19 protein-coding genes, 1 tRNA gene and 1 pseudogene are annotated in these 18,232 nt (G+C 60.3%); 12 read left to right on the top strand and 9 right to left on the bottom strand.

Annotation, left to right across the window (positions count from 1 at the left end; translation table 11 throughout):
- The first annotated feature begins 20 nt into the window (after positions 1-20).
- A complete protein-coding gene (locus GIW48_RS16150; protein WP_017138895.1) occupies positions 21-983 on the top strand; it encodes a LysR family transcriptional regulator in 963 nt (320 codons plus the stop codon).
- Here GIW48_RS16150 and GIW48_RS29940 read toward each other — a convergent pair.
- The 3 genes from GIW48_RS29940 to pvdQ form a co-directional block, all read right to left on the bottom strand.
- Positions 963-1,379 (bottom strand): hypothetical protein, encoded by a 417-nt coding sequence (locus GIW48_RS29940; protein WP_329606475.1) that lies wholly within the window; start codon positions 1,377-1,379, stop codon positions 963-965. The two genes, GIW48_RS16150 and GIW48_RS29940, sit on opposite strands and share 21 nt — an antisense overlap.
- A gap of 294 nt (positions 1,380-1,673) precedes the next feature.
- A tRNA-Cys gene (locus GIW48_RS16140) sits at positions 1,674-1,747 on the bottom strand.
- 212 nt (positions 1,748-1,959) lie between these two features.
- Positions 1,960-4,239 carry a bifunctional acylase PvdQ gene (gene pvdQ / locus GIW48_RS16135; RefSeq protein ID WP_236461001.1) on the bottom strand — a complete coding sequence of 760 codons (2,280 nt, stop codon included), beginning with the start codon at positions 4,237-4,239 and terminating at the stop codon, positions 1,960-1,962.
- Between the two features lie 239 nt (positions 4,240-4,478).
- Between pvdQ and GIW48_RS16130 the strand changes: the two genes are divergently transcribed.
- Positions 4,479-4,856, top strand: coding sequence for a fe2+ zn2+ uptake regulation protein (locus tag GIW48_RS16130; protein WP_236461000.1), 378 nt, complete (start codon positions 4,479-4,481; stop codon positions 4,854-4,856).
- Positions 4,857-4,883: 27 nt separating this feature from the next.
- On the opposite strand, the gene GIW48_RS16125 is transcribed toward GIW48_RS16130, so the two are convergent.
- Entirely contained in the window at positions 4,884-5,078 is a 195-nt protein-coding gene (locus tag GIW48_RS16125) for a hypothetical protein (protein ID WP_017138898.1), read from the bottom strand.
- A gap of 172 nt (positions 5,079-5,250) precedes the next feature.
- On the opposite strand from GIW48_RS16125, the gene GIW48_RS16120 reads away from it, so the two are divergent.
- Positions 5,251-5,394, top strand: a complete 144-nt coding sequence (locus GIW48_RS16120; protein ID WP_169986206.1) for a hypothetical protein — start codon at positions 5,251-5,253, stop codon at positions 5,392-5,394.
- A 47-nt stretch (positions 5,395-5,441) separates the two neighbouring features.
- On the opposite strand, the gene GIW48_RS16115 is transcribed toward GIW48_RS16120, so the two are convergent.
- The 5 genes from GIW48_RS16115 to GIW48_RS16095 are packed head-to-tail and all read right to left on the bottom strand — an operon-like array spanning position 5,442 to position 9,846.
- Complete coding sequence (locus GIW48_RS16115; RefSeq protein ID WP_419789502.1) at positions 5,442-6,188, bottom strand: ABC transporter permease; 747 nt, start codon at positions 6,186-6,188, stop codon at positions 5,442-5,444.
- A gap of 11 nt (positions 6,189-6,199) precedes the next feature.
- Entirely contained in the window at positions 6,200-7,399 is a 1,200-nt protein-coding gene (locus GIW48_RS16110; protein ID WP_170037586.1) for an ABC transporter substrate-binding protein, read from the bottom strand.
- Positions 7,386-8,189: an ABC transporter ATP-binding protein gene (locus GIW48_RS16105; RefSeq protein WP_236462758.1), complete on the bottom strand. Its 804-nt coding sequence runs from the start codon at positions 8,187-8,189 to the stop codon at positions 7,386-7,388. The genes GIW48_RS16110 and GIW48_RS16105 overlap by 14 nt, the downstream gene beginning before the upstream one ends.
- Positions 8,186-9,247, bottom strand: a complete 1,062-nt coding sequence (locus tag GIW48_RS16100) for an acyl-CoA dehydrogenase family protein (protein WP_099549677.1) — start codon at positions 9,245-9,247, stop codon at positions 8,186-8,188. The genes GIW48_RS16105 and GIW48_RS16100 overlap by 4 nt, the downstream gene beginning before the upstream one ends.
- Before the next feature lie 38 nt (positions 9,248-9,285).
- The gene (locus GIW48_RS16095) at positions 9,286-9,846 is read right to left on the bottom strand and encodes a carboxymuconolactone decarboxylase family protein (RefSeq protein ID WP_236447628.1); all 561 of its coding nucleotides are present in this window, start codon (positions 9,844-9,846) and stop codon (positions 9,286-9,288) included.
- Positions 9,847-9,948: 102 nt separating this feature from the next.
- Here GIW48_RS16095 and GIW48_RS16090 point away from each other — a divergent pair, with 102 nt between their 5' ends.
- The 9 genes and pseudogenes from GIW48_RS16090 to GIW48_RS16055 all read left to right on the top strand — a co-directional run bounded on the left by GIW48_RS16090 (position 9,949) and on the right by GIW48_RS16055 (position 17,830).
- Entirely contained in the window at positions 9,949-10,860 is a 912-nt protein-coding gene (locus GIW48_RS16090) for an AraC family transcriptional regulator (protein ID WP_176992154.1), read from the top strand.
- A gap of 324 nt (positions 10,861-11,184) precedes the next feature.
- Positions 11,185-12,081: a calcium-binding protein gene (locus GIW48_RS16085; RefSeq protein ID WP_236462755.1), complete on the top strand. Its 897-nt coding sequence runs from the start codon at positions 11,185-11,187 to the stop codon at positions 12,079-12,081.
- A gap of 161 nt (positions 12,082-12,242) precedes the next feature.
- Positions 12,243-13,376: pseudogene (locus tag GIW48_RS29935) on the top strand (HAMP domain-containing protein); the annotation flags it as partial.
- 15 nt (positions 13,377-13,391) lie between these two features.
- Positions 13,392-14,237, top strand: a complete 846-nt coding sequence (locus GIW48_RS29930; RefSeq protein WP_370589404.1) for a methyl-accepting chemotaxis protein — start codon at positions 13,392-13,394, stop codon at positions 14,235-14,237.
- A gap of 90 nt (positions 14,238-14,327) precedes the next feature.
- Positions 14,328-14,786, top strand: coding sequence for an SRPBCC family protein (locus GIW48_RS16075; protein ID WP_017138908.1), 459 nt, complete (start codon positions 14,328-14,330; stop codon positions 14,784-14,786).
- A gap of 112 nt (positions 14,787-14,898) precedes the next feature.
- Positions 14,899-15,345, top strand: coding sequence for a DUF411 domain-containing protein (locus GIW48_RS16070; RefSeq protein WP_099549672.1), 447 nt, complete (start codon positions 14,899-14,901; stop codon positions 15,343-15,345).
- A gap of 3 nt (positions 15,346-15,348) precedes the next feature.
- Positions 15,349-15,792 carry a YqaA family protein gene (locus GIW48_RS16065; protein ID WP_017138910.1) on the top strand — a complete coding sequence of 148 codons (444 nt, stop codon included), beginning with the start codon at positions 15,349-15,351 and terminating at the stop codon, positions 15,790-15,792.
- A 44-nt stretch (positions 15,793-15,836) separates the two neighbouring features.
- Positions 15,837-16,853, top strand: coding sequence for an alpha/beta fold hydrolase (locus GIW48_RS16060; protein WP_236462751.1), 1,017 nt, complete (start codon positions 15,837-15,839; stop codon positions 16,851-16,853).
- 26 nt (positions 16,854-16,879) lie between these two features.
- Positions 16,880-17,830 carry a D-2-hydroxyacid dehydrogenase family protein gene (locus GIW48_RS16055; RefSeq protein ID WP_236472913.1) on the top strand — a complete coding sequence of 317 codons (951 nt, stop codon included), beginning with the start codon at positions 16,880-16,882 and terminating at the stop codon, positions 17,828-17,830.
- The last annotated feature ends 402 nt before the right edge of the window (positions 17,831-18,232 follow it).

Raw genomic sequence — 18,232 nt, 5'->3', positions numbered from 1 at the left:
TATGAAGAGCGATTGATGCATTGAGCGACTTAATTGACTTGAAGCGAATTCGTCACCTGGTCTTGCTTGGAGAGGAACTGCACTTCTCCCGGGCTGCGGAGCGAGCCCATCTTTCGCAGACGGCGTTCAGCCGTAGCATCCAATCGCTGGAAAAAGACCTAAAGGTGCGCCTGTTTGATCGGGACACCCGCTCAGTGACGCTGACATGCGCTGGTCACCAGCTCATTGCTCGGGCGCGCGAGATGCTGGCGTGCGCCGACAAGTTGGTCGCGGAGGCCAGCGACATCGCCGGGGGGCAGGGAGGTGAACTCAACTTCGGCGTCGGCATGATGACCGCCAACACCACCCTTCCCAACGTGCTGCTGGCCTTGCGCAAGAGCGCGCCCAAGCTGGTGGTGACCCCTGAAGTCAATTACTGGCATCACTTGGCCAACCAACTGGCACAGGAAGACATCGAGTTTGTCGTAGCGAGCGTGCGGGTCGAGCAGGGGGTAGACCCACGCTTTGACGTTCGGAGTTTGCCGCCACAACCGGCCTCTATCTTCTGTCGCCACGAGCACCCACTGGCTCGACAGGCCGAGCCGGTGACGCATCAGCAACTACTCGCCTACCCGTGGGCTGCTGTGACCACGGACGACGTGCACGCCCGGGCGCTATTCGGAATGCCCTCGACGACACTACTGCCGTGGAAGTTGGTATGCAATGAGCTGAACTGCCTGCGTCAGGCCACGCTGACTAGCGACGCGCTACTGCTCACTTGGCAATCTTGGCTAGCGCCTGATTTGGAGAGTGGCGTGCTGATCGATCTAATCGAAAAAATCCAGCCTGCGATCCCCATACATTTGCGCTCTATCCCGGAAACCATCGTGTTTCATGCCGGCCGTACGTTGTCACCCATCGCCAGAAAAACCATCGCACTGATTATCGACGAGGCAGAAAAACGCCTGCCTGTCGTAACTCAGTCAGCGGCCATCTCGGACTAACTTCAGACTACGGTCGAGCTCCATCTGAGCAAACGAAGCGCTGGTCAGCATGAGAACCGAACTTTCTCTCTTTCCCCTCCGTTGTATGCAGGGCTGACTGACAAAGCAAACCCTTGCTTTGGCGTTCGCCGAAACAAGGAAAAGCCACGGGACTATTATGCCGGTGAAACCGTATGGAACGCGGTATACGCGGAAGCGGTACAGGAGCTCAAGAACGGGATGGATCTGGCCTACCTGACCGGCCAACGTCCCGCCGATGTGCTCAAGATTGCAGCCACCGACTTGAACAATGGCTTTTTGCTGATTGGTCAGGGCAAGACCGAAAAACGTCTCCGTCTTCGTTTGGAGGATGCCGGAATCCAATCCGGCCTGAGTAGCTTTATCGACGACCTGCAAGAACGCCGAGCCGTCAATGGAATCCGAACGTCAACCTTGATAACAAACGCGTCTGGACTTCGGATGAGCCAGCAGATGCTACGTATGACCGCTTCCGGCCGTTGTGGGCGCTTAGGCTCCTTAGTCTCAAGCACAATCCCACGTCCAATCGAGGAGAGGCATAACGATAACGGCGTCTTGAATTTCCCGAAAAAAGGCAGTGTTGCGGAAGTGATCCGAAAAATTGCGGAAGCGATGAGCAAATCGCAGACAATAAAAAACCCCGTAGACGTTAATCTACGGGGTTTTCAAGAGTGGAGGCCGAGGTCGGAATCGAACCGGCGTAGGCGGATTTGCAATCCGCTGCATAACCATTTTGCTACTCGGCCTCAAACGATCAACGCCCTGACTGCTGACATTCACCGCATAAAAACTTGAGTGGGCTGTAAAACCCTGTCTCTACTCTAACTCATTGAATGCATTGAAGTTTTAAATGCTTCGTTGCGTTCGATGGGCGCCATTATGTACGCATTTGCTTTTACCTGCAACCCCTTGATTTCAAAAATATTTCGTATAGTCATCAAGGAGTTGCGGGCCTGCCCTACTCCTGGATGCGCTGTTGCTGATAGTGCGGGTCGGCCTTGATCTGGGCTTCGGTGAAAGGCAGCGCGCGCAGCTTTTTCTCGGAGAAGGCTTGGGTCTGGTCCTTGGCGTGTTTGGATGCGGGGTTGCTGGATTCGGAGAAGGCCAGCACGCCCAGTGCCTGGGGGCCTTTGTCGTCGAAGGTGACGATTTGCAGGTAGCTGGTGCCGCTGACGACTTCGCGTTTGCCGTCGGCGCGGGGCACGGTTTGCATGGCGTTGTAGATGCCCAGCTGTTGCGGGCCGCCGTGCATGGGGGTTTGGCCGCTGACCTGGATGTCGCCCCAGCGGGTGGCCTTGAGTTTACTGACCTCTTCACTGGAGGCCAGCATGGCTTCGCGCAGGGCTTTGGCCACCTCGATGTGGTCGATGGCCAGGCCACGGGGGGTGGTCAACGGTTGTGACGAATCGAAAGGCACGCGCCAGGCGTCGGGGATTTGTTGCAGGTGTTCGACCAGGTTAATGAAGTGCACCAGGCCGATGCCGCTGTCGAGGTTGGCATGCTGGTCCCAGGCTTTCAGGCTGGAACACAGCGGTTGCAGTGCGGCGGCGTTACTGTCCAGGTGCTTGGCGCAATATTCGAGCAGGTCTGGCATGACCTGGCTGGCGAGGTACACCTCGTTGTCCATGACCATGTTTTGCAGGTCGGCCACGCTGATCGGTTGCTTCTCCAGGGATTGCAGGCGCTGCACGGCGAAGCGTGCGCGCGGGCCGAGGCTGATGTGGTCCTGGCTGATCACTGGAGAGAAGCCCGTGAGTGGCGCCTTGGGGTTGGCCAGCCACGCCGAGTCGTTGGAGTGTTGCACGTAGTCGGTGCGTTGCAGTTGCGGCAACTGGTCGGCAGCGAAGATGCCCGGTTGCGCTGCACGCGGGTCAACGTCCCAGGCGCAGGCGCTGTGGGCGCCGTCGAGCATGATCATTTGCAGGCCCGCGCGAGGGTCGCTGCATTGCGCCAGTTTGGCGGCGCTGACGTTGGGCACCACCGACAGGTTCATGTACAGGCTCTGGCCCTGGTCGTCGGCGGCCACGGTATTGACCCACGGTATGCCTTGCAGGGTGTGCACCGAGGTTTGCAGTTCTTTAAGGCTGGTGGCGCGGTTCATCGCGTACCACTGTTGCAGCACGCGGTCGTTACCCAGGTTGGCGTCGCGCAGGCTGAAGGCGTAGTGGCTGTCCCAGTCGAGCTTGCCGGGCCATTGCACCACGGGGCCGAATTGCGAACTGTAGACCGTATGAGTGACCTCTTTGAGGCTGCCATCGGGTTGTTTGACTTGGACCTTCACCGCACGATGCTCCATAGCGATGGATTTCCCATCCAGCAGATAACGCGTGGAATCCTTGGGATCGAGGGTCAGTCGATACAGCGTGAAATGCTTGGACGTGTCCACCGTGTGGGTCCAGGCCACGTGCTGGTTAAAGCCGATATTGATCACCGGCAAACCCGGCAGTGCTGCGCCCATCACGTCCAGTTGGCCCGGGATGGTCAGGTGCATCTCATAAAAACGCATGCCACCGACCCACGGAAAATGCGGGTTGGCCAGCAGCATGCCACGGCCATTAAATGAACGATCACGGCCCACGGCCACGGCGTTGCTGCCACGGTCGAGGCTGAAGCGTTGTTGATTGGCTGCTGCCAGTTCAAAGGCCTTCATGCTCGACGACACAGCGGCAGTCGCGTTAGGCGGCGTGGCGCCGACCAGGGCTTCGGCGAATTGGCCGACACCGCCTTCCACCAGCAGCCTGCGGGTCAGCTTGACCAGGTCGTCCACGACCAACGGGCGCACCCAGGTGGCGTGGCACTGGGTCGGTGCGCCCTGCTCTTTCAGATAACGGTTGTAGCCGGCGACATAGCCTTCGATGCGCTGCTGCATCTGTGGGGTTTGCGCCTTCCAGAATGCGGCAACCGCCTGGGGCGTATTCAGCCAGTTGAAAAACACATCACTGGCCAGGTTGTTGCGCTCTTCGAGGGTCGCCTGGTCCGGGCCGAAAAACCGCGCACGCTCGCCGTTCACCGTGACCACTTCATTGGCCAGCAGGCACAGGTTGTCTTGCGCATACGCGTAACCAATACCGTAACCCAAGCCACGCTCATCGTTGGCGCGGATGTGCGGCACGCCGAAGGTGGTGCGGCGAATATCGGCTGAAGCCTGTGTCACCTGTTCACGCGCTGAAGCATTCAGGCTCAGCCCCAGCAACAGCCCTGCCACGCACGCCTTGGACAACCGGTTGGAAATAATCACGCAAGCTCCACAGTCAATTTGGACACCCTTACAGGGGGCAACGACCCCACCGTAAGAACGCAGGTAACCGGGAATAATTTAGCCGCAGCGGGTGTTTTTTAAGGGCGGTCGACGTGTGACAAAGCGGATACCGACAAAATTTCTACATCCAGGACTTCATGATTTCGCTCGCTCGTTCGTCTTATTCAAATAAGAGCGCCATCATTTTCCTGATCAGGCTCTGATAAGGAGTTTTTTGCATGTACAACCCGCAACCGCCCATGGATGGACATTCACCGGCTGCCGACGCCAATTACGGCGGCGGCGCACAAGCGTTCGGCCAAGCGCCGGAGCACGGCAACCAGCGTATCCGCCATTTGCTCAAGTGCTTCGGTTTGCGCACCAGCCTGATCCGGCTGAAGGTCATTGACGCCCTCCTCACTGCTGCCGACAACCAGCGCACATTGGGCGTGCGCGGCGTGCACAGCCATTTGCTGGAGCTGGGCATTCCGTTGTCGTTTCTCAGTGTGCGCGAGGTGCTGAAGCGCCTGTGCAGCGAGGGCGTGATCACCCTCAATGCCGATAAGAGCTACAGCCTCCATGCAGAGGCTGCCAAAGTGCTCGACCGTCGCGCCTGACGCTTTCGCTCGGCGCTCCAGCAGGCATCAGAAGTGAGGCTTGACCTTGCGACGCATGATGCCGTTGATCACCACTACCACGACGGCAATCGCAATCGCCAGGTACTGGAACGTTTTTTCGCTGATCACGCCGGTGTTTTGCAGATAAGACAGGCCAAACATCGACGCCAGTACTGTCAGGGCGATCAGAATCGAATATTTCAAACGTTGCTTTTGGGTCATGACGGGTTCCTGAAGCTTAAGAATGTATCCACTTTGTATCGCCGAGCATGCCAAGCACATACCCGGTTACGGGGATGGCACCGGTTCGGCAGGGTCATATGTTACAGGCGCTGAGAAATTTTGGCTTGTTCCGCGCCTGATTGAACCTGTCGGTACTTTAGAGGATTTGAAAATGCTCCGTCGAATCACACTGTTGATTCCATTGCTGATCATGTTGACCATGAGCGGCTGCTTCTTTTTCCCACGTGGCGGCGGTGGCGGCTGGCACGACCACGACCATCGCTACGATGGCGGCCGTGGCTACGAGCACCGCTGACACCACGCGCGTCTCGCTTTGCAGTGAGCAAAGCGAGACGCCTGCAGTCAGCCTGCGTGCACCCAACGTTGATATAGCCAGCGCGCAAAGGCATCCAGCGCAAACCCCAGCAAGCCGATCACCACCACCATCGCCATCAACTCCGAATACGCCAGGCGGTCACGCGTGTCGAGGATGTAATACCCCAGCCCCGCGCTCACCCCGAGCATCTCGCACGGCACCAGCACGATCCACAAAATGCCAATGGCCAGGCGCACGCCGGTCAACACATGCCCGACTACGCCGGGAATGATCACCCGTCGCAGGGTTTCCCAGCGCGTGGCGCTCAGGCTTTTACTCAGTTGCAACCAACGCGGGTCCAACTGGCGTACGCCAGCGGCGGTGTTGAGCATGATCGGCCACACCGCCGCAAACGCCAGCAGGAAGTAAATCGGCTGGTCACCCACGCCCATCAACATCACCACAATGGGCATCCAGGACAGTGGCGAGATCATCCGCAGAAACTGGAACGCCGGTGTGGTGGCGGCCTCCAGGTTGCGCGAACTGCCCACCAGCAGCCCCAACGGCACACCGACCAACAACGCCAGAAACAGCCCAACGAATATGCGCTTCAGGCTCACCGCGATGTGCAGGTACAGCTCGCTGCGCCCGAGCAATTCCCACAAGCTGCTTGCGGTTGCCGCCAGCGAAAAGCGCGCCGACAAGCCATCGGCGTCGCCAAACACTTTCACGCCCAACCACCACAGCAACAGCAAGCCGGCCAAACCACTCACCCCCAGCCACCAGCCAGGGATTCTGCCGTTGTTCAAACGCCGATCTCCTCGTGCCGTTCGTAACCGTCGGGCAAACCGAAGGTTTTCATGCCGCCCACGGATTCGATGGCATTGCGCACGAAGCGGTCGTCCACCAGGTCCTTGGCCACGAACGTTGGGTCCAGGTCAGCGAGGAATTTCTTGTCGCCTTCGATCAAAGTGTCCTTCAAGCGCCGTACCAATTCCTCGGTGTAGCTGGGAAATGGGTACGGCTGGAAGTCGATGCGATGCTCGTCCCAGTTGGCATGCTGGATCGCGCCGTCAGCCAGGTACGCGGCACGGTCGGCGGCGGCCGGGGCCAGCACCTTGCTCAACACCGGCTCGGCGTGCGGTGTATAGCGGTTCGGGCCGTCCTTGGACAGCAGCTTCACCGCCTCTTCGCGGTTCTCGCGAGTCCACACCTGCGCCTTGACGATGGCATTGACCACCTTCTGCGACCACTCCGGGCGGTTGGTCAGGTCATGCTCGTGCATGAACACCACGCAGCAGGCGTGGTTGCGCCACACATCGCCGGTAAAGCGCTGCACGCGGCCGACCTTGAGGTTTTCCGCCAGGGCGTTGAACGGCTCGGCGACGATGTAGCCGTCAATGCGTTTACTCGCCAATGCCGGCGGCATATCCGAAGGCGGCAACACGATCAGGTTGACCTCATTGGCCGCAATCGCAGCCCCGGCGGCACGCGCTACTGGCGTGAGGCCGTTGTCGCGGAACAGTTGCTGCACCACTACGTTGTGGATCGAGTACCAGAACGGAATCGCCACCGACTTGCCGCCCAATTGCTTCACCTCGGTAATGCCCGGCGAAACCGTCAGGCCCGAACCGCCGACATGGTTCCAGGCCACGACTTTGGCCGGCACCTTGCTGCCGTAGCGCGCCCATACCGTCATCGGCGACAGCAAGTGAATCACGTTGACCTGCCCGGAAATAAACGCCTCGATCACCTGCGCCCAACTGCGCAACAGCACCGGGCGCTCGGCCTTGATGCCTTCGGCCTCGAACAAACCGTTGTTATGCGCCACCAGCAAGGGCGTGGCGTCGGTGATCGGCAAATAGCCGATGCGTACCGGCGCGTCCGGCTCGCTGGCGGCGCGGGCTTGCAGGCTGCTGAGCAGCGGCAAGGCACCGGCGGCACTGAGCACCGCCGAGAGTTTGAGAAAGTCACGGCGCGAGTGCGTAAGGTCATCCAGACACATGTGAAAACTCCTGTTGGTCAATGGGGTTGGGTTGAGGGCGGCTCGCCTGCCGTAAGGTTTTCAGAATCTCGATACGCAACGCGCCGATGGCTTCAACCTGCTCTTCGCGCGGTTGCGGCAAATCGATGCGCCATTCGCCCAAGGTCCGCGCCGGGCGGTTGCCCAGTAGCAGGATGCGGTCGGATAGCAGCAGCGCTTCGTCGATGTCGTGGGTGATCAATACCGCCGCCGAACCCTGCTCGCGATTGACCTTGAGCAGCAGGCGCTGCATGTCGGCGCGGGTGACTTCATCCAGCGCGCCGAACGGCTCATCCAGCAGCAACACCTGCGGCTGGCGGGCGAGGCAACGGGCCAACGCGGTGCGCTGGGCCATGCCGCCGGACAACTGCGCTGGAAACTGCTGGCGCGCATGTTCCAGGCCGACCGCCGCAATGGCGTGGTCGACGCGCTGGCGGCGCTGCTCAAGGCTCAAGAGCGGCTGACGGGCGAAATCCAGGCCAAAGGCGACGTTCTTTTCCAGGTTCAGCCAGGGCAACAGGCTGGGGTCTTGAAACGCCACTGCCACCCGTGGATGCGGCCCGGCCAGCGGCTCGCCCAGCACCTGCACGCTACCGCCCTGGGGCGCCTGCAAACCGGCCAGCACGCGCAGCAGGCTGGATTTACCCACGCCGCTGGGGCCGAGGATCGACACCACTTCGCCCGGCTGCAGCTGCAAATCAAACCCTTGCAACACCGGCCCGCTGGCATAGCCCAGGCAAATACCCTCGGCGCTCAGTACCGCCTGACTCATAGGTTGGCCTGACGGTGCAGCTCGGTGCGCAGCTGCACCAGGCTTGGCGTCACGATCGGCACAAAGGCCGACTCGCGCCAGCGCCGTGCAAAGCCACTGCCATGGGCTGTGAGGTAGGCCTTGCCACCACTGGCTTGCAGTTCCAGCTGCACCGCGCTGGCGGCGGTTTCGGCCAGGGCGATGCGCAGTTTGAACAAGGGCACCGGCTCGACGGCAAAACGACCGGCCAACAGGCCGCCTTTAAGTTCTGTGACCAGGTGATCGAGGGTCGCTCGCAAGGCTTCCAGCTCGTCACGCAACACCGTGCGTGAGGAGCCCAAATGGTTGGCCACTTCCGCCAGTGAGCGCCTCGCCAGGCCAATGGACATGCCGCACTGCAAACCCAGGAACGCCGGGCGCACCGCCGGCAGAAACTTGCGTGCATCTTCATGCAGCAACCAGTCGCGGCTCAGCTCCACGCCTTCCAGGCCCAGGGCCGCGGTATTGCTCGATTGCAGGCCCATCAGTTCCAGGTCACGCGAACGCTGCAGCCCTGCGACCGAATCCGGGATGGCCAGAATAAACGGCGCGCCGCCGCCGGCATGCTCAATCGCCGCCGCCGCAACAAAACCGTTCTTGCGCAGGTTGGTCACCCAGTGCAGGCGGCCATTAAGGGTCCAACCGTCTTCGGTCGGCTCCGCGCTGATTTGCAGGGTCTCGATGCCGGACAAAAATTTCATCGCGTTCGAGAGCCCGGTCGCCCCGGCCAGCTTGCCGCTGAGCAGGTCCGGCAACAGGTGTTCGCGCAGCCGCTCATTCGGGCTCTGCAACAAATATTCGATAAAAGAGCGCTGGCCCCAGCACACAAACGCCGCCGCCAGGGAATGGCTGGCCACGTTGGCAATGGCTTCCACCGCGCCCGTCACATCACCGCCCAAGCCGCCCAGCGCCTTGGGCACGCCAATGCTTAATACATTCGACTCTGCCAGCCTTGGCAGCACTTCCTGTGGATCGCAACTGCCCACATCCAGGGCCTGCGCTTGAACATCGAGCCAACGGCTCAAGATAGGGTCAAGCATTCGTTTCTCCTTTTTACAGCAGGTGGACCATCGCCGATTCAGCTTGCCGGTTTTTCCCAACGGTATTGCGCCAGCTCCGGGTTCAGCGGGGTACGGGCAAACACGTTAGCGAAGTTGCACAGGGTTGCCAGGCTGACGCCCAAAATAACTTCCAGCGCCTGGCCCTCGGTATAACCGGCGGCGCGGAACGCTTCAAAACCCGCGTCGCTGACATCGCCACGGGTGGCGATCACTTCGCGGGTGAAGGCGGCGAGTGTCTCATAACGGGCGTTGGGCAATTCACCGCGCTGGCGCAGGGCGTCAATCACGTCTTCGGGCAGCTTGGCTTTATTGCGCGCGACAGCGGTATGGCCGGCCACGCAGAAATCGCAGCCGTGGGTGGTGGCGGCAATCAGCTGCACCACTTCGCGGTCGGCCAGGCTCAGCTGAGACTTGGCGTTGAGCCCGGACACGGTGATGTAGGTTTCCAGCGCCGCCGGTGCATTGGCCAACACGGCGAGCAGGTTGGGAATGAAACCCGAGCCTTTGAGCGCATTTTCCAGGAAGGGCTTGGCCGCTTCCGGAGCGGTTTCGGGGGTGAGCAACGGTACACGGGACATGGAGTGGTCTCCTGATGGGTTCATCGCCTAAGTCTGTTGGTTATAAAAAAACGCCTCAATAGGCTAAAGTAGCGATTACTTGCTCTAGAGTCTTTCCGTTAGATGAATTCGTCCAGTGCGCTCGTTGATTGGTTATTAGACAGCCTCGAACTCAACACCAGCCTGTTCCATGTCGGCCGCTATTGCGGCGCGTGGCATGCCAGCACCCATGGGCTGGCCAGCGCGAGTTTCCACCTGATTGTGCAGGGCCAATGCTGGTTGCATATTGACGGCGAACCCCTTCCCCATCACCTGAATAATGGTGATGCGGTGTTTCTGCTGCGTGACCTCGAGTATCGGCTGTCTGGCGAGGCCACGGCCGCGGCAGCGCAGGAATGCCCGCGCCGACCGATGCTGGCGCTGGACCGCAACGCCGACGATGGCGTCGGCCTGGTCTGCGGTTTTTTTCACTTCCATTCCGGTTTGTCGGCGATGATCGTCGACGGCTTGCCCGCCTGGATCATCCTGCGCGCCGGCGACCCATCGCTTACTGCTGCGCGTAATTTGTTCGAATTGATCCTGCAAGAGTGCGAGCGCGTCCCGGCGCCCTCCTCGGCATTGCTCGAGCGTTTGTGCCATTTATTGTTTCTGTATGTGCTGCGTCAGCAAGTCATCGATAACAGCGAACTGGGCGGTCTGGCGGCACTGGGCCGACAACCGGCGTTCGCCGAGTTGCTCGAGCAATTGATCGCCCGACCGGCAGACCCATGGACCCTGGAAAGCATGGCAGCCTGCACCGGTTTGTCGCGCTCGGCATTTTTCAAGCGTTTCAGCGAGCTGTGCGGGCAATCGCCGGGGCAGGTGCTGTTGATGATGCGCATGCGCCATGCCTGCCGCTTGTTCAAAGAAGACATGACCGTGGCCGATGTGTCACTGGCGGTGGGTTATCAGTCGGTGGCAGCGTTTACTCGGGCGTTCTACAAGACCACCGGCCAGCAGCCTGGGGCTTATCGCAAAGGTCAATGGCGGAATTAGCAAACAGGAAAGCTGGAAATCGCATGAAAACGCACCACACAACAGGCCCGGCTCACGTGCCGATGTGGCGGTGGTGTATTGCGATCCGACCGTTTTAGGCGATGAGAGAAGCTTCCTGTTTATACCTCCAGTCGTGAAATGGACCGGCCTTTGCGCAAGCGCTACCTGGTCTGACCCTCTACGGCCGATCATCACCGGACGAACGACATATCCAGTCGCCAGCTCTGCGCGGTTGCCAGGAACGCTCTTGCATCGATCGCCCACGTAAGAGGAGCCCTGACATGCGGTCAGGTTTATACCTTGGTTATCGAGAAGGACATCACCATGCTCTCTCCCTACGCTCACGCCCCAGCAACCGCGCGTCACCTTGTGCCAAGCGTCGAGCCGGTCAAGCCCAAACCTTCACCCTATGATCCACCCGCCGACCTGTCACCGGGCGCGCGCGACGTCAGGACACACATACTGCTCCAAAAAGGCGATGTGACCTTTAGCCGCGAAATCACCTGGAGCACGGCGTACCCCGGTAAACCTAAGATTGTTGCCAATCAACTTAAGGTGGAAACCGGTAACGACGACGACATCATTCGCGTGCGCAGCTGGCCAGGTGACAAGTTGCAGTTCATCGTCAACGGACAGTCGTATGTGGTCGATCTCCCACCCCAACAAAGCTTGAACAACAACCTGTTGATCAAGACCAATGGCGGTAATGACACAGTTATCGTCGAGGATGACGTCAAGCATTACGTGTTAATCGAGGGGGGTGATGGTGACGACAGACTCCAGGCCGGCGCAGGCCCGACCGGACTCCTTGGGCAAGACGGCAACGATACGCTGCGCTTGGGCAGTGGCTTTGGCGTTGCACAAGGTGGCGACGGCAACGACAGGCTGTACGGCGGCAGCGGCCCTACCATTCTGTTCGGCGAGGCTGGCGACGACCACCTCCAGGCCGGGTTCAGCAGCGCGCATAAATGGAACCTTCTCAATGGTGGTCCCGGCGACGACACGCTCTTGGGTGGGAGTGGGGACAACTACCTGCACGGAGAAGGCGGCGACGACGAATTGGTGGGGCATGACCGTACGTCGTTCTTCACCGGCGAAGGTAATGACCGCATTCGGAATAATCGGAGCAAGGACCGTATTTTCGCTGGCGCCAATGATCACTTCGACACCACGCAAGGCTCGGCTTTCACTGAGGTGAAACCGAGCACCACTGGCCAATAAGGTCAGCTCAAGGGGTGACCTTGCAATGGCGAACACCGGCAAGGTCACCGTTGCCCACTCACTTTGCACCATCGTACCTAAAGCTCCTTCTCTCCAAGCCGATAGCCCTACGAAGCTCTAACAAAGCCGCGTCGATAATAACGCTTCGTAAGGACGATCCCATGCCCCCTCTGCGCTCCATCCAAACCCGCTACACCCTGTTTCTGGTGCTGTTCGTCCTGCTGATATTGGTGTTGACCGTCGTCGGTATCGGCCAGTTGGTGGCCCCCACGCTGCGCCATACCGAAGAACAGGTGGTGCTCAACCGCGTCGCCGAAGTGGCTGAGCGCATCCAGGGCGAACTGAACAAGGTTCAAGCCCAACAACGCAGCATCACCCAAACCATTCCCCTGCTCGACAGCGATGCCATCGACAAGGTGCTGCCCGGCCTGGTGGACCAGTATGGCGAGCTGAAAGTCTTCGGCGGCGGTATCTGGCCACTGCCCAACCAGCGCGCCCCAGGGCGCAACAAGTTCAGCACCTTCTGGCACCGTGATGCGTCGGGCAAACTGGCGGTCAACACGTTCTGGAACAGCGACGCTGCGCCCAACTACTACGACCAGAGCTGGTACAAAGGCGGCCTCGCCTCGCCGCGCGGCCAGTGCGCCTGGGCCGCCGCCTACAAGGACGACGCCAGCCAGGAGCCACGCACCAACTGTGCCATGGCCATTCAGCGCGATGGCGCAGCCTATGGCGTGGCCACCATTGACGTAACCCTGGGGTTCTTCAATGAGCTGGTGGCCAGCAAGGAAAAAGACATCGGCGGCCAGATGCTCATCGTTGAAGGCGACGGCAAGATCATCAGCAACAGTTCGCGCATCAGCGGCCCGGTGGTGTTGAAGAACATCAGCGAACTGGCCAGCACCTCGGCGTTTGCCGCCCAAGTGAGTAAAGCCCTGGCCCATCGTGACCAAGGGCTTGTGCGTAACGAGTTCGACAACCAGGGCGTGGCCAGCACCTTCTACCTGCGCCCGATCGAGGGCACGCCGTGGTTCCTCGCCACCGCCCTGCCGACCTCGTTGATCACTGCCCAGCGTGATGACGTGCTCGGCAGCCTGGCCCTGCTGCAAATTCCCATGGTGTTGCTGCTGGTGCTGCTGGCCGCCTATGCGATCCGCCAACTGGTGCAGCGCATGAAGTCGTTGAAGACCAATATCGATGCCTTGTCCGCCGGCGACGCCGATCTGACGCGGCGCATCACCATTCGCGCCGAAGACGAACTGGGCGCGATCGGCCATTCGGTCAACCACTTTATCGTCTACCTGCAGAACATGATTGGTGAGGTCACCCAGGCCACGGGCGCCATGTCGTCGAGCCTGGCGCAACTGCAGCAGACATCGGCCCACACCAACCAGATCCTGGTGCGCCACGCCTCGGAGACCGACCAGACCGTTACCGCCATCACGCAAATGAGCTCGACTGCCGACACCGTCGCGCAAAACGCGGCGGAAACCGCCTCGTTCACCCAGCGCGCCAACGAGCATGCCGACCGCTCCCGCGTGGTGGTGGGCGAAGCGTCCACCAGTGTCAGCGCCTTGATCGGCGAAGTCGCCAGCGCCACCCACACCGTGGAGGCCATGCGCCAGGACGCTGCACGCATCACCGAAACCCTCGGCGTGATCGGCGCGATTGCCGGCCAGACCAACCTGCTGGCCCTTAACGCAGCCATTGAAGCAGCGCGGGCTGGCGAGCAAGGCCGTGGTTTTGCGGTGGTGGCCGATGAAGTACGGGCGCTGGCGGCACGCACCCAGGCCAGCACCTCGCAGATCAACGAGATGCTCGCGCGCCTCACCACCGGCGTGAGTTCGTCGGTGGCGGCCATGGAAAACACCCAGGCCAGTTGCCAGTCGGCCGCGGATGCCACGGCACGGGTGAACACCGGGCTGGATGAGATGGCCGGTTCCGTCAGCCATATCAATAACCTCAGCACCCAGATCGCCACGGCGGCCGAGCAGCAAAGCGCGGTGACCGAGGAGATCAACCGCAGCATGGTGCAGATCCGACAGATGGTCGATGAGTTGGTAGAAAGTGGCCACGCCACCCAAACCAACACTCAGAGCCTGTTGGATGCCAATGGCCGGGTCATTGCATTGATGGGCCGCTTCAAGGTGCGCTGATAAAAGACTGAGACACTCCCGTGCAATGCGCGGGAGTGGGACTATTCTGACAGTTCTCAGGACAAACTCTCGCCACACAGGAGGTGTGTCATGCATGCAGCTGAGCATTCGGCCCGCTTGGAGCGGATCAGTCAGGAACGCTTCATCCAAGCGCCAATCGAGGTCATCTACGACTATGTGACCCAGCCGGATCGCTGGCACGAGTGGCACCCCACCTCCCTGAGTGCCGACACCGGCACCACCGGCTCACTGCCGGCCGGCACGCGCTTTACCGAAATCATCGACCTGCTGGGCGTGCGCGTCCCCATGAGCTATCGCGTACAAATCGCCCGCCGCCCCAGTGAATTCAAGACCGTGTTCACCTCCCTCGCGGTAGACGGTTCGATTCACTACTTCCTGCAACCCCACCGTGGCGGCACGCTGTTCAAACGGGTGCTCACCTACGAGACCGAATTGCAACTGGCCACCTTGCACGCGCGCATGATCGACCTGTCGACCATTGCGCTGGACCAACTCAAGCACCGCCTTGAAAACGCGGCTTTCGTATAATTTAGAAACATTACTGGCACCCCGCTCACCCTGTGGGAGCTGGCTTGCCTGCGATGACGTCGTCATGATCGCCGCAAAATCCCGACGCCGTCCTCTTGCCCACGAGCCCCACATGAAAAACCCCCTCCGACTGGCCCTACTTTGCGCCCTGTTCACCACCACACTGGCCCAGGCGGCCGACCTGATCCCAATCGACGTGCACCGCGATGCCAACTGCGGTTGCTGCAAAAAATGGATCAGTCACCTTGAAACCAACGGTTTCAAGGTTAATGACCATGTCGAAGCCGATATGAGCGCCGTCAAGCAGCGCCTGGGCGTAGCGCCGCGCCTGGGCTCGTGCCATACCGCCGTGATCGACGGCAAGTTCGTCGAAGGCCATGTGCCCGCCGAGCAGGTGCTGGCACTGCGCAAACGTGATGATCTGCTGGGCATTGCCGCGCCCGGCATGCCCATGGGCTCGCCCGGTATGGAAATGGGCGACCGCCGCGAGGCCTACCAGGTCATCGGCCTGACGCGCGACGGTCAGGATGTGGTGGTGGCCGACTACCCGGCCCACTGATTAATGCTCGCCGGTTACCTGGGGCTGTTTTTTGCCGCCTTTGGCGCAGCAACCTTGTTACCACTGCAATCGGAAGCCGTGCTGGTTGGCTTATTGCTCAGCGGCCACTATAGCCTGTGGCTGCTGCTGGGTATTGCGACGGTGGGCAATGTCCTGGGGTCGGTGGTCAATTGGTGGCTGGGCCGCTGGGTTGAACACTTCAAGGATCGCCGCTGGTTTCCGGTCAGCGCAAAGCAGCTCGACAAGGCCAGTCGCCATTACGAACGCTGGGGGCACTGGACGTTATTGCTCAGTTGGGTGCCGATCATCGGTGACCCGCTGACCTTGGTCGCTGGGGTAATGCGCGAACCGCTGTGGCGGTTTTTGCTGTTGGTCACGCTGGCCAAGAGCCTGCGTTATGGCGTGCTGGCGGCGCTGACCCTGCACTGGGTGTTAATCCCCACTTAATCCCCTCGCAACAGCATCCGGGCATTCCTTCCGGAGCCCTGTTCATGTCTCTAATCCGCGCCTTTTGCATCACCGGCCTGCTCACGGCGAGCGCCGCTCCCGCCCTCGCCGCTGCTCCCCTTGCCACGACCTATGGCCCCGAGCTGCAAGGCTTTCAATACCCTTACCCGGTCGAACATTTCAGTTTCCAGTCCCAAGGCAAAACCCTGCAAATGGGTTATATGGACGTGCCCGCCAAGGGCCGTGCCAATGGCCGCAGCGTGGTGTTGATGCACGGCAAGAACTTTTGCGGCGCCACTTGGGAAGAATCGATCAAGGCCTTGAGCGAAGCGGGTTACCGCGTGATCGCGCCGGACCAGATCGGGTTTTGCACCTCCAGCAAACCGGACCACTACCAGTACAGCTTCCAGCAACTGGCGATCAACACCCACCAACTGCTGGAGAAACTCGGCATTCAGAAGGCCACCCTCATCGGCCATTCCACCGGCGGCATGCTCGCCACCCGTTATGCACTGCTGTATCCGCAACAAACCGAGCAGTTGGCACTGGTCAATCCCATCGGCCTGGAAGACTGGAAAGCCTTGGGCGTACCGTATCGCAGCGTCGACCAGTGGTATGAGCGCGAGTTGAAACTCAGCGCCGACGGCATTCGCCAGTATGAACTCAACACTTACTACGTCGGGCGCTGGAAGCCGGAATACGAACGTTGGGTCGACATGCTTGCCGGCCTCAATAATGGCCCGGGCCATACCCAGGTCGCATGGAACTCGGCGCTGATTTACGACATGATCTTCACCCAGCCGGTGTACTACGAGTTCAAGGATTTGCAGATGCCCACGCTGCTGTTGATCGGCACGTCCGACACCACCGCCATTGGCAGCGATATCGCGCCGCCGGCGGTCAAGGCCAGGCTCGGTCACTACGACGTGCTGGGCAAGCAGGTGGCCAAGCTGATCCCCCATGCGACCCTGGTGGAATTCCCGGGCCTGGGCCACGCACCGCAGATGGAAGAACCGGCGCAGTTTCATAAGGCACTGTTACAGGGGTTGAATGCCCTTTAATCCAACCTTTTTCGAGGCACTCCTGAATGTCGGTACAGATCGCAGTCATTGATGATTGGCAGAATGTGGCCAGTGGTGTGGTGGATTGGTCGGCATTGGCGGCGGTGGGCCAGGTGCATTTTCTGCACGATTACCCCGCCGATACCGCCACGATGGTTGAACGTTTGCAGGGGTTCGACGTGATTTGCCTGATGCGCGAGCGCTCGACCTTCGATCAGGCCCTGTTACAAGGCCTGCCCAAGCTGCAACTGCTGGTGACCGGCGGCATGCGCAACGCGGCCATCGACATTGCCGCGGCTAAAGCCCTGGGCATCCAGGTGTGCGGCACCGACAGCTACAAGCAGGCGGCGCCGGAGTTAACCTGGGCGCTGATCATGGCCTCGACCCGCAACCTGCTGGCCGAAGCCAACTCACTGCGCGCCGGCGGCTGGCAGGTCGGGCTGGGTGGCGATCTGTATGGCAAAACCCTGGGGGTTCTCGGACTGGGCAGCATCGGCCAGAAGGTTGCGCAGTTTGGCCAGGCATTTGGCATGCGCGTGATTGCCTGGAGCGAGAACCTTACGCCGGAGCGGGCCGCAGAGGCGGGTGTGAGCTGGGTCAGCAAGCGTGAGTTGTTCGAACAGGCGGATATTCTGAGCGTGCATCTGGTACTCAGTGAGCGCAGTCGCGGCCTGGTGGATACGCAGGCGCTGGGTTGGATGAAACCGAGTGCGCGCCTGGTCAATACCTCACGTGGGCCGATTGTGGATGAGCAGGCGCTGATCGAGGCGTTATCGGCCGGGCGACTGGCGGGGGCCGCATTGGATGTGTATAGCGAAGAGCCACTACCGGTTGATCATCCCTTCCGGCGCTTGCCGAATGTGTTGGCCACGCCCCACGTCGGGTATGTGAGTGAACAGAATTATCGGCAGTTTTATCAGCAGATGATCGAGGACATTCAGGCCTGGGCCAGCGGGACGCCGTTTCGCAGCCTATAAGCGGCATCGCAAGCAAGCTTGTCTTGGCATTCAGGCTTGTTGTGGCATGCAAGCTTGTTGTGGCGAGCAGGCTTGCCCTGCGTTGGAGCGCGCAACGCTCCCAAATCGCCCAATCGGTGCATCAGATAGGCCGGGTGTGCTCATTATGGGGCTGCTGCGCAGCCCAACGCAGGGCAAGCCTGCTCGCCACAACAAGCCTGCTCGCCACACCAGCTCTTTTCACTTCAATTACCCGCCGTTCTCCCAGAATCACCGCAAGTTCCGAACGGTGCATATCGTTACAAGTTTTTTGTCCTACAAAAAACCCCTAGAAACCGTACAGTCTCTGGGATCTGTCCTAGACTGATGACCGATGGGTCCGTTTCAAAACAAAAACCCCGCAAAAAATCGAAACTTTACAAC

The organism is Pseudomonas sp. PA-6-3C, from assembly GCF_021605825.1.
GTDB lineage: Bacteria > Pseudomonadota > Gammaproteobacteria > Pseudomonadales > Pseudomonadaceae > Aquipseudomonas > Aquipseudomonas edaphica.
Note: the sequence above shows the minus strand (reverse complement) of the source record. Positions and strands in the feature narration are given on the sequence as shown.